The organism is Hymenobacter sp. FMD4, assembly GCF_058932745.1.
The window spans coordinates 44382-56320 of record NZ_JBZYWH010000013.1 but is presented as its reverse complement, the minus strand read 5'-3'; the positions used below and the strand labels follow the sequence as shown (position 1 = coordinate 56320).

Genomic DNA, 11939 nt, shown 5'->3' with positions numbered 1-11939 from the left:
TCTTGATTGACAATGTTTAATTGATTTTACTTGCCGCGAAACACAGCGGGGCGCTTTTCCAGAAACGCTTGCGTGCCTTCGCGGAAATCCTCTGAGGCAAAGCAGCGGGCGAAAGCGTTGGCCTCGGTCTGGTAGCCGTGGCGCTCGGTATCAAAATAGGCGTTGACGCAGTCCACGATCTGACCCACGGCCAGGGGGGCTTTGGTCAGGATACGGCCTAGCAGCTGCTGGCAGAAGCCGAGCAGTTCAGTCTGGGGTACCACGTGGTTGACCAAGCCCAAACGCAGTGCCTCGTCGGCTTTCAGCAAATCCGCGGTCATCATCAACTCCAGGGCTTTGCCTTTACCCACCAGTTGGGTGAGGCGTTGGGTGCCGCCGTAGCCCGGAATTAAGCCTAGGTTTACTTCGGGCTGCCCAAAGCGGGCGTTTTCGGAAGCCACGCGCATGTGGCAGGCCATGGCTAGCTCGCAGCCGCCGCCTAGTGCAAAGCCGTTGACAGCGGCCACCACGGGCTTGGGGCTTTCTTCAATCATGCAGAACACCTCTTGGCCGCGCTCCGAAGCCCGCCGAGCCAGCGGCTCGCTCAGGGCAGCCAGCTCCGCAATGTCGGCACCGGCTACAAAGGCTTTCTCACCGGCGCCAGTAAGGATGATGGCCTTTACCTCGGCCGTATCCAAGGCATACTGCATGGCTTGGCCAATTTCCTCGATGGTGGCCGCATTCAGGGCGTTAAGCTTGCTGGGACGGTTCAGAGTAATGGTCAGGATGCCGTCGTCGGAACGGTCAAGCGCGAGGTTTTCCAGGGCTGGGAGCATGGGATAGAGTTGAGGAATGTGGAATGCGTAGTGGGGCAAAGATAAAGACAATGCGTACCTCGCTTTGGCGGGCTGTTCAGCTACCCGCTGACCTTGTCCGGCAAGCGCCAACCGATATTCAGCAATACTCAACTATAATCATATATTTCAAGCGCCAGCTTCACAGCTGAAACTGGAATACGGGCTGCAGCTTAGTAATCATCCGTTCTATGATTGCTCGCGTCTCAGTTCTTTACCTAACTCTCCACACCACCATGGGCTTCGTTTCCGAGTTCAAAGAATTTATTTCCAAAGGCAATGTGCTCGATCTGGCTGTCGGCGTGATTATCGGCGCTTCGTTTGGCAAGATTGTAACGTCGCTCACCGAAGACATCATCATGCCAGTTATTGGCTTGGCTCTGGGCCGCGTTGATTTTTCCACCATCATGCTCGGGCCGATGAAGGTGGGCAATTTTCTCAATGCCATTCTTTACTTCCTCATCATTGCCTTTGTTATTTTCTGGGTGGTGAAGCTGGCCAACCGCTTTAAAAAGCCCGCGCCGGTAGCCGTGGTAGCGGAGCCCACCCCTAGTAAGGAGGTGCTGCTACTAGCCGAAATACGTGATGCCCTGCGCAACCGGGCATAAATAAAATCTGCTTTTCTGGCGCTTCAGTTGGTTGCCGCTATCTGCCTTTCGATGGAGGAATGATCAGGTTGATTTTCGCGTTTGTGAAAGTGCCCAAGTGAGTGAAACCTATTGGCGTTAATCGGCTTATAAGGGTTTTGCAAATTTGAACTAACTTGCTTTTCTGACCGTTTCGCCGACAATAAAGCTAGCCGTGCTGGCGCGTTGCCGCGGACCATATCCTGCCCTCTCAAAATGAAAACTCACGCTGCTGCCGCTGCCCTTCTGCTTGCCGGGTTGTTGGCTACTTCTGTAGCGCAGGCGCAAACGTCGGCCACTCCGTTTACGGGTGATGCGCCGCGCCGAGACGCTCCAAAGAAGCGGAAAGCGTCTAATCAGGACGTGGCTCGCATGCAGCAGCGCATGAGCATGAACGCCGGCGAGGCTAAGCGCGACCAACAGATTGAGATACTAGAGGCACGAGCCGGAGGCAGCAGCAGTTACGCTCGTGGTTCGTCTTCAGCCCGCCAATACGAGAAAGTGGCGGGCGGCTTCACGGTGCGCAGGTTCCGGGGCGATAAGCGGAGCGCCGCAATGCAGAAACGCGGGCAGACGCGCCCCGCGCCAGGCATCGACCCCAAGGGCAAGCCGCTCAAGCACAAAAAGCACAAGAAGAACCACTTCCTGTTTTTCTAACCGCTACCAGCCAGAAATGAAAAAGCCACGGCGCAAGGCTCCGTGGCTTTTTGCTTCTTCATGTTTTTTCAGAGCCACCGTTCGCCTCTGATTCAATGAAGAATGACTAGTTGTTGAGCTTCTCAACGAATGCTGGTGGAGAGATTCTGGAGCCGAGCAGTACCGGCTCAGCTAATGCCAACGGTGTAAAGCAGTAGGGCTGCCAAAAGCAACCCTATGCAGCGGCGTAGTAAGATGGTGGTCATGTGCAAAGACGTTGAACCGACTACATACCGGATGTACTAGAGCTTGACTACCTCTACGCGTTGATTCAGCGCGGCGTATTCATCGTCTGGGTCGGAGTACAGCGGTTGCGTTTCTCCTAGACCTTTAGCTGCCAAGCGGGTGCCATCGATGCCAAGTCCGATAAGGGCGGCCCGTACCGCATCGGCGCGGCGTTGCGATAGGCGTTGATTGGCAGTGGTCTCTCCAGCCTGCAGGGTATGCGCTTCAATGCGTACCCGCACAGCGGGGTCGCGGCGCAGCACGTCGGCCAAGCCTTTCAGGAAGGGCTGCGAATCGGGCAGCAGCGTGGCCGAGCCTTCTTCAAACTGCAAGGTGTGCGAAACGATACGGCCGTCTTCGAGCAGTTGAGCGTAATAATCACCAGTGCGTTCGGTGAATTTGCGCTCTACAGCCTGTTCGATTTTGCGCGAAGCAGCGCGTTCGGCACCGCGCTGGACGGCCCGCTCTAGCAGCCCGTATTGGGCTTGGGTGGCGGCCGGTAGTAGCAGCAGCCAGCATATGATCAGCAGTAATTGCTTCATGGTCTTAGGACAGCAAAAGCGAAATAAAAGGTAAGCGCAACGGCCGGGCTACAGCTGAGCTAGTCGTTTCAGATCCAGTGCTTGAGCTACGTGCTTCACGAGCTTGGTATCCTGCTGTTGCGTAGATTCAACGGAGACGAAAAATCGGTCACCAACGCCCAGCGCCACGGTAGCCCGGTGCTCCTTTTTTTGCAGCGTTTCGTAGCCGCGTACTCCTGGCATACCTAGGTCGCAGCCTCGCATCAACTGCTCGTCGCTTTCCTGGGAGATGCCAGTGCCCATCAGAGCGGTGGCGCCGGCATACAGGGCGTTGGCCCCGTTGTAGTCCACAAGCTGCACTTTCAAGCGCTGTTCGCCCTTGCGATAGTGCTGCTCGCAGGTGGAGTAGTTCACTCCGCCTAGGCTCACCGATTCGCCTTGGGGCTCCCCCTCGCGCACAAACCCAGCCACGTGCTCAGGAAGAAACTTCTCCAACTCCTTGTAGTGCAGCGACATGGTATCGCCGCGGGAGGAACGCTCTAAGTGCCGCTGTTCCGACTGTTCCAGCTGCCGCTCCATCTGCTGCACAGTTTGGGTGGCCGTGGCTACGCTTGCGTAGGAGCGTTGGGCTTCCTGTACTTGGCTACAGCCAGTGAACAAGACCAGCAACACCAGGCAGCTGGAAGAAGTGAAGGAGAAGTTCATGGGTGGGTTGGTGGTGGAGGGGCTGCGGTTTAGAACCTAGCCGTCAGCCCCATTTTCAGGTAAGACATATCGTAACCAGCCTCACCGAATGCGCCGATTTTATCAGTGAACATGTAGCGGGCACCAGCAAAAAAGCCCGGGTAGACGTAAGCGCCACCATAAGAGTATCGGTCGTTGCCGAAAAACTCATCGTAGTAAGTGTCCTTGTACTTCTCGACGCGCACGCCTAGGGAGATGCCCGCGTACGTGTCCAGGTTGGGTACTTCGAAGATGTTGTAGTGATAGGTGCCACGTACGCCCACATAAAGGTTGCTCCAGGTGGCCTTGTACTTCGTGCCGGGGTAGTCATAGCGGGTGCTCTTGTAGCCGATCATGCCGCCAATGCCAATCACACCCGGGCCGATGCCTTCAATGATGCCTCGCTCCACAGACACGCTCAGAGCAGGAATTGACTTGAGAGAGCTGCCGTAGTAGCCATATCCTAACCCGAAACCCACACCTAAGTTGGCGGCCGTGCTGCCCTTGCCAAACTCGTGGCTGGCCGTGGTAGCCTTCGGCGCCACACTTGGGGCGGCTTTAGCGGGTGCTGCTTCTGCCTGCGGGGCAGGCTGGGCAACGGGGGCTGCCGCTACAGGCTTAGCAGCGGCTGGTTTGGCCGTTGTGCCAGCAGGCTTGGCTGCCGAGGTGGTGGTTTTCGCGGCAGCTGGCTTTGGCGCCGTGGAGGTAGCGGCCGGCTTAGCCGCCACCGTACGGGCCGCAGCGGATGAAGCTGGTTTGGCTGCCAATTGCGTTTGGGCAGACACTGTGCCCGCCGCCAGGGTCGATACTGCAACGAGGGTAGAGAGGCCAAGCGTTTTCATAGGGTAGGGTTTGAACGGTGTGAGAGAAGAGAAGAACAGCGCGCCAGACGTATGGCTAACTGACTGGGGCAAAGCTACTCGCTCGGTAGGCCTAGGGTCAATCGCATGATGATGTGAAAAGCAGCATTAGGCGGTAATGGAGCTAGATACAAGCGCTCCAAAAACAAAGCCCCTCTGGCGCCACATTAGGCGTCAGAGGGGTTTTTTGAAGGGAAAAGTTACTTTAAACCACTAGCAGTAAGTGGCTAAGAGAAGGCCTTTCTATGTGAGTCTGTGGGCAGCGGCTTAGACCGATAAATCGATTTTACAGGTTGGGAAACAAGCGGTGTGCAAGGTTACCAACCAGGGGTAACGGCTCATGCAAGCCGCTCATTGCTGCCATCAGGCCCAGCATGCGCATGAGCAGCGTAAGCGAAAGACCTATCCCGGCTACAATCAGACTGCTCCAGCCGAAAAAGGGAATCAAGGCGACCTGTGCTACCAGCAGGCCGGTGCTCAGCAATAGTAAAAGCGTCATCTGGCGTAGATGAAATGTCACCAAGGCACCGCGCTGATGACGAGGCACGCGGTAAGCCACGAGCCATCCGAATACCGACAGATAGCACATGATGGCCATTTTACGGTCGAGCTGTTCAGCATCGGCGCTGCGCAACTCGTAAGACTGCCGCGGCGACATTCCTACTTCCTCAAAGTCACCCAACCAACTTCCCACGCGGCTGCTTATGCGAAGCACAAAGTCAGCTGCTAAAAACCTCTCCAGAGCAAACATGATAATTGAGAAAGATGAGTAAACAGAATCGGTGATGTCCTTGGGTGGAAGCCTCTGCTTTGTTCCCACCGAGTCTACTCTGCTAATGTTGCCGAGCACTACTCGCCGTTGACATTGCAAAGGTGGAGGGCGAGCCAACGTAAGAGCTAATACTAATGTTTCATTTACTAATACAAATGTTTCCTTGTGAATAAATGCTTGTAAATGAATTAATTATAATTGAAATATGCTTGGCGCTAACACAAATATTGATGTGATGTAACGCCGACACTGAAGTTGTAGTCCGGCTTTTTACTCCGCTACCAGCGTGCCCGCTGCGTACTCAGAAGGGGACTGGTGATATAGTTCTCGGAAGCATTTGCTGAAGTACGACAAGTTGGCGAATCCCACTGACTCAGCTATTTCGGCTACGTTGCCGGCATGACCCTGTAGAAGCACCGCTGCCCGGCGCAGCCGGATCGTGCGCACAAATTCGGAACTTGATTGATCTGTCAGCGCCTTCAGTTTCCGATGTAGCTGTACCCGGCTCAAGGCCATTTCATCGGCGAATTGCTCCACGCTAAAATCGGAATCGGCCAAGTGCTTTTCGACTACCCCCATAGCTCTGTTCAAGAAAGCCTCATCGGTGGAGGTGATGCTAATGTCGCGAGGCTGTAAGGTTACTTCGCGGCCGAAGCGTTGGCGCAGCAAACGCCGTTGACTTATGAGGTTATGAATGCGCACGCGCAGTTCCTCCGGCCGAAACGGTTTGGTGAGATACTCATCAGCTCCAAGCCCGAAGCTGCTCAAGCGAGCTTCGTCGTCGGCCCGAGCTGTCAGTAGAATAACAGGAATGTGACTGGTACGCTCGTCTTCGCGTAGGCGCTGACACAGTTCCAACCCATCCATCTTGGGCATCATCAGGTCTGATACCACTAGGTCGGGTACTGCGGATATAGTACGTTCCAGACCTTGTTGGCCGTCTTCTGCAGTCAAAATGCGGAACTCGACTGAGAGGCAGCTCTGAATGTAGCTGCGCACCTCCGCGTTGTCCTCTACCAACAAAACCAGCGGCCGAGCATCCTCAGGGTTTGTGTTTAGGCTGACTTCTGCCGGCTCCGGTGTGGGTAATACCGATATGTAGGCGTGGGCTTTAGCGGATGGTGCCGACCCTTCAGAGCACAACTCGGTGGCATCCAGATGGTCATTGCCCAACGGCAATTCTACCACGAAAGTGGTGCCCTGTTCTAGTGCGCTTGATACCCGAATGTGCCCGTGGTGCAGCGATACTAGCTCTTTCACCAAGGCTAGCCCAATGCCCGAGCCCTCGTGCCGGCGGGTGCGCGAGTCATCGACCTGATGAAACCGATCGAAGATAAGAGGCAAGTGTTCGACCGGAATTCCTACGCCCGTATCGCGTACTCGTAACACCGCATGGCCGGCAGAGCGGTCAACGCTAACCACCACCTCACCACCCGCGGGCGTAAACTTAATGGCGTTTCCAAGCAGGTTGTAGAGGATTTTGTCGAACTGGTCACCATCTACGTACACCTCCAACGTCTCTAGCGGCGACTCAAACCGCAATTCTACATTGTGGCTCACCGCTAACGATTCAAAAGACAACACGTTGGTGCGTACAGTGCGCACTAGGTCTACCGGTGCAGCGGCCAAATGCATTTGGCCAGCCTCTAGGCGCGCAATGTCGAGCAACTGATTGATCAGTTGGAGCAGCCGCTGTGCGTTGCGAAGCATCATCATGTACTCCGGCCGGGTATCAGCCGTTGGTTTCGCTTGGGCTTCATTAACCAGTTGTTCCAGCGGGCTGATAATGAGCGTGAGCGGGGTTCGTAACTCGTGAGAGATGTTGGTGAAGAATTTCGTTTTGAGTTCATCCAGCTCCTGCAAATGGTGCGAAGTCCGGATGCTGGCGTGTAGTTCCTGATAAGCACGCTGCAACTCCGCCGCTCGTTCCGCAAGCTCCTGGTTGCTGCGCTGCTGCAGTTCCTCCTTCTCCTGGGAAACCTGAAGAGCCTGTGCCTGCGCCGCCTGAGTTGCCTGCAGGGCTATTAACGCTTGGCTTTGAGCTGCTTCTTTTTCCTGAAGTGCCTTCATGGCACCTTCCTGAGCCAATTGTTTATCACGCTTGGCTAGGTTGATGCGGTCGGCTAGGCCCAAGGAGAGTAAAATCATTTCCAGCGCCGATGCCACATGTACCCCGTGCGACGCCCAGAAGCCCGAGCGCGGCGTGATACCCACCAAGCCCAGGTAGAAATTAACTACTGCTGCCAGCAGCAGCGTCCACCCAATCATGTAGTACCGCGCAGGGCGGTAACCACTGCGCAAGGCCAGGGTACCCGCCGTCAGCAATGCGACGCTGGTCCACAGCGCCGCAATAACGGGCCACCACACGGCATCGTTGGGGTTAGTGTGTAGAAAACTCAGCAGCGGTAACCACGCCACTACCAGGGTCAGCCGCAGTACACGGTCAAAGCGTGGCAGCAGGCGGTCGGTTTCCAGGAAAGCCCGTGCAGTAAGCGTTCCAAAAAAGATGGTAAAACCCAGCAACAGATGTTGCCGCAGATCCAAAGCCGCGTGCGACCAGTCATTGGGCAGTACCTGCCGCCAATACCCCGTCATGTCAAACTGCAGTGCCGTAAAAAAAGCAACGTACAGCGCGTACAGGAGGTAACTCTTGTCTCGTACCGATATGTAAAGCAGTAGGTTGTAAGCCAGCAGAGCCAGCAGAATACCATAGTACGGCCCCATGATCCAGTCGCCCTTGCGGTATCCCTGCAGCACGTCTGCTTGCTCAGCCACTCCATACAATACCTGCTGATTGGCTGGGGCACGCGTGTAGAGCGTTATTTCCTGGCCGGCAGGCAGGTCCAGCCGCACGTTGAAATGCCGAGACGTAACGGCATGTGTGGTTTCGTACGGCAGCTGCGAATTCAGCGAGTGGCGCCGCACCGAGCCATCAGCTCGTACCAAATATACCTCTACGCCATCCATGTACTCCGTGGCCACCAGCAGTAGCCAATGGGTACTGGCATGAGCCTCGGAACGGATACGGACGCGTTGCCACAAGTCCTGCGCCGTAGCCGGCACCTTAGCTTGCGCTACGGATTGAAACTGCTGCGCCCAACGCGGGGCCTGCACTTGGGATAGGGTCAGCGGCTCAGGCGCGACCAACACCAGAGCTTCCTCATTAACCCACGCAGTGCTTGCTGTATCGCGCACTACCAGCTCACCAGGAGTCGCGGCGGCACTGGCTGTAACTGCAACCAGCAGCCACAACCATATGCTGAGTAGCAGGTGTTTCATGCAAACGGTGATTTAGGATAGCGCGCACTATTAATATACAACACGCCGGTGACTTAGAGTCAGAAACTAACCAGAGCGTTGCTTGCTGCTCACAAAAAAGCCCCAGCCGTTGCGGGCTGAGGCTTTTCATTCTTGAGTTTAAGCGGATTATAGTGTACGCTTAACTTCTTTTTCCTCGAAGCCTTCGATGATGTCGCCTTCTTGCAAATCATTGAAGCCTTTGATCGAGACACCGCATTCGTAGCCTTGGCGCACTTCTGAGGCGTCGTCTTTGAAGCGCTTCAGCGCCAGAACATCACCAGTGTGCTGCACGATGCCATTGCGAACCACACGCACCCTGGTGTTGCGGGTGATGGTGCCATCCGTGACCATACAGCCGGCAATGGTGCCGACCTTGGTGATGTTGAACACCTGGCGCACTTCCACCGTGGCCACCGTGACTTCCTGCACCGTCGGGGCAAGCATGCCTTCCATGGCATCCTTCACCTCGTTGATGGCGTTGTAGATGATCGAGTAGAGGCGGATGTCGATCTGCTCCTGCTCGGCCAGCTTACGGGCACCCAGCGACGGACGCACTTGGAAGCCAATGATGATGGCGTCGGAAGCCGAAGCCAGCAGTACGTCGGATTCGGAAATGGCGCCTACACCCTTCGAGAGGATGTTTACAGCCACTTCGCTCGTAGAAAGCTTCAGCAGCGAGTCTGAAAGTGCTTCTACTGAACCGTCCACGTCGCCCTTCACGATAATGTTGAGCTCTTTGAACGAACCGATAGCCAGACGACGACCAATCTCGTCGAGCGTGATGTGCTTCTTAGTGCGCATCGACTGCTCGCGCTGTAGCTGCAGACGCTGGGTAGCAATTTCGCGGGCTTCGCGCTCCGTTTCCATCACCACAATCTTGTCACCAGCCTGCGGCGCACCTTGCAAACCAAGAAGCTGTACCGGCGTGGACGGACCAGCCTGCTTCATCTTCTTACCGCGGTGGTCCGTCATAGCCTTCACGCGGCCGTAGTGCGGACCAGCCAGCACGATGTCGCCAACTTCCAGCGTACCCGTCTGCACCAAGATAGTCGTTACGTAGCCGCGGCCCTTGTCGAGGGACGCTTCGATAACGGTACCCACCGCGCGGCGGTTCGGGTTAGCCTTCAGCTCCAGCAGTTCGGCTTCGAGCAGTACTTTTTCAAGTAGGTCCTCGATGCCTTGGCCGCTCTTAGCCGAAACTTCCTGCGACTGGTATTTACCACCCCATTCTTCTACCAGAACGTTGATGGCCGACAGTTCCTCGCGGACTTTGTCAGGGTTAGCACCCGGCTTATCAATTTTGTTCAGGGCAATTACGATGGGCACCCCAGCCGCTTGGGCGTGGTTGATGGCTTCCTTCGTCTGCGGCATTACCGAGTCATCGGCTGCTACCACGATGATGGCAATGTCCGTCACCTTGGCACCACGGGCACGCATAGCAGTAAACGCTTCGTGACCAGGCGTATCAAGGAAGGTGATGCGACGGCCAGAAGCTGTTTTTACATCGTAAGCACCAATGTGCTGCGTGATACCACCAGCTTCACCTTTGGCTACTTGCGCATTGCGAATGTAGTCAAGCAGCGAAGTCTTACCGTGGTCGACGTGACCCATGATGGTTACAATCGGAGCACGCTCTTCGAGCTCTTCCGGGTTGTCCTCCTCAATAATGGTCACATCCTGCTCGTCTTCTGCCGAGAGGAATTCCACATCGTAGCCAAACTCGTCGGCAATGACGGTAATGGCTTCGGCATCGAGGCGCTGGTTGATGGACACAAACATGCCCATGTTCAAGCAGACCTTGATAACCTCGTTCACCGATGCATTCATCAGCGAAGCTAGGTCATTAGCCGAAATGAATTCGGTCAACTTCAGGGTCTTCGATGCCAGTTCGTTTTGCTGACGCTGCAGTTCAGTAGCTTCCGCAATACCAGCACGCTTATCGCGGCGGTACTTGGCGCGGTTGCCTTGGTTGCCACCACGGCCGCCGCTAAGACGAGCCAGCGTAGCCTTGATCTGGTCCTGAATCTGCTTATCATTCTGCTCAGGCGTGGCTGGCTGGCCTTGGCCGGGGCGCGGCGCGCCCTGACCACCACGGTTGTCGCGGCCGCCAGGACCACCACCGGGGCGGTTGCCTTGGTTGGCCGGGCGTACCGGACGGTCGTTGCCAGTCCCGGGGCGCGGTGCACCAGCGGGACGATTGCCGCCACCCTGATAACCACCTCCACCAGCACCTTGCTGACCCTGACCTTGGCCTTGCTGCTGATTACCACCCGTGCCAGGGCTAATACGCTGGCGCTTCTTCTTGTCACCGATGCCGGCTTTGCGCACATCAGAGGAGGCCACCGGGCGTGCACCGCGGCCACCACCCCGACGTGAAGCATCGACGGGTAACTCAATCTTACCAAGAACGGTTAAGCCTTTTAGCTGATCGGCTTTGGCCACAATGGTTGACTGGTCAACAGCTGCCTGCTCGCTTGGGGCAGGAGCAGGAGCCGGTGCTTCGGGAGCAACAGGCTTTGTTGCGACCTCAGGCGCCGGTGCTGATGCCTGTGCTCTGGTTACAGGTGCTTGAGGTGCTGGCGCGGCAGGCTTAGCTTCGACTACAGGGGCTGGTGCGGGAACCACTGGTGCCGGAGCAGGTGTGGGTGCAGGAGTAACCGGCACCGGTGCGGGCTTCTCAGCTGCAGGTGCCATCGGGGCCGGTGCAGGCGCCGGATTCGGCGCAGGCGTTGGCACTGGAGCAGGCTTCTCAGCTACGGGAACTGGAGCCGGCGCTACCGGAGCCACTGGTTTGTTTTCCGCTACCGGAGCGGGAGCAGGGGTAGGCTGGGCTGGGCGGGGCGGAACGGGCCGCCCTTTGGCGTCGAGTTCAATTTTACCTAATACCTTCAGACCGGGCACGGAGCGGCTGGTCTCCGCGGCGGGCGCAGATTGGGCTTGGGGCGCGGGAGCAGCCGGCTTGGCTTCGGGTGTGGGTACCGGAGCTGGCTGTGGAGCCGGGGCCGATGCGGGTTCTGCGGGCTTGGATGCCACGACAGCTTTGGCCGCTTCCTTCGCCTGAGCAGCTTGCTCAAGTTCAGTATGCCGCAGCGACTGGCCGCGTTTGGTCGCCTCGGCCTTTTCCTGGGCGGACGACGCAAACTCTTTGTTCAGCAGCGCAACCTGATCGGCTGATAGCTTCGTGGTGGGTTTATTTTCAACAGAAATGCCCTTCGCCGCGAGAAAGTCCACAATAGTGTGGGTCCCGACGTTAAGGTCCGTGGCCGCTTGTTTCAGTCGTTTGCTTGCTGCTTCCGCCATTCTTTGGTCGCGTGCGATACTCTTAGTTTGGTGCAAAAGTACGATTTAATTATTGCCAAACGGCGGAAAACCGGCCACTAAAG

At 56.5% G+C, this 11939-nt stretch carries 9 protein-coding genes; 2 read left to right on the top strand and 7 right to left on the bottom strand.

Annotation, left to right across the window (positions count from 1 at the left end; genetic code table 11):
* Positions 1 to 26: 26 nt before the first annotated feature.
* Positions 27 to 815, bottom strand: coding sequence for an enoyl-CoA hydratase/isomerase family protein (locus AC5FXY_RS13265; RefSeq protein ID WP_493557166.1), 789 nt, complete (start codon positions 813 to 815; stop codon positions 27 to 29).
* Between the two features lie 209 nt (positions 816 to 1024).
* Here AC5FXY_RS13265 and mscL point away from each other — a divergent pair, with 209 nt between their 5' ends.
* Together mscL and AC5FXY_RS13255 are read left to right on the top strand one after the other, a co-directional pair.
* The gene (gene mscL, locus AC5FXY_RS13260) at positions 1025 to 1441 is read left to right on the top strand and encodes a large conductance mechanosensitive channel protein MscL (protein WP_493557165.1); all 417 of its coding nucleotides are present in this window, start codon (positions 1025 to 1027) and stop codon (positions 1439 to 1441) included.
* A 234-nt stretch (positions 1442 to 1675) separates the two neighbouring features.
* Complete coding sequence (locus AC5FXY_RS13255; RefSeq protein WP_493557164.1) at positions 1676 to 2116, top strand: hypothetical protein; 441 nt, start codon at positions 1676 to 1678, stop codon at positions 2114 to 2116.
* A gap of 281 nt (positions 2117 to 2397) precedes the next feature.
* On the opposite strand, the gene AC5FXY_RS13250 is transcribed toward AC5FXY_RS13255, so the two are convergent.
* From AC5FXY_RS13250 to infB, 6 genes are all read right to left on the bottom strand, one after another.
* Complete coding sequence (locus AC5FXY_RS13250; protein ID WP_493557163.1) at positions 2398 to 2922, bottom strand: OmpA family protein; 525 nt, start codon at positions 2920 to 2922, stop codon at positions 2398 to 2400.
* 48 nt (positions 2923 to 2970) lie between these two features.
* The gene (locus AC5FXY_RS13245; RefSeq protein ID WP_493557162.1) at positions 2971 to 3606 is read right to left on the bottom strand and encodes a hypothetical protein; all 636 of its coding nucleotides are present in this window, start codon (positions 3604 to 3606) and stop codon (positions 2971 to 2973) included.
* Between the two features lie 29 nt (positions 3607 to 3635).
* Positions 3636 to 4466: a hypothetical protein gene (locus tag AC5FXY_RS13240; RefSeq protein WP_493557161.1), complete on the bottom strand. Its 831-nt coding sequence runs from the start codon at positions 4464 to 4466 to the stop codon at positions 3636 to 3638.
* 304 nt (positions 4467 to 4770) lie between these two features.
* Positions 4771 to 5199, bottom strand: a complete 429-nt coding sequence (locus AC5FXY_RS13235; protein ID WP_493557160.1) for a hypothetical protein — start codon at positions 5197 to 5199, stop codon at positions 4771 to 4773.
* Between the two features lie 327 nt (positions 5200 to 5526).
* On the bottom strand, positions 5527 to 8535 hold the full coding sequence (locus AC5FXY_RS13230; RefSeq protein ID WP_493557159.1) for a 7TM diverse intracellular signaling domain-containing protein: 3009 nt from the start codon (positions 8533 to 8535) through the stop codon (positions 5527 to 5529).
* 147 nt (positions 8536 to 8682) lie between these two features.
* Positions 8683 to 11856: a translation initiation factor IF-2 gene (gene infB, locus AC5FXY_RS13225; protein WP_493557158.1), complete on the bottom strand. Its 3174-nt coding sequence runs from the start codon at positions 11854 to 11856 to the stop codon at positions 8683 to 8685.
* Positions 11857 to 11939 lie beyond the last annotated feature (83 nt).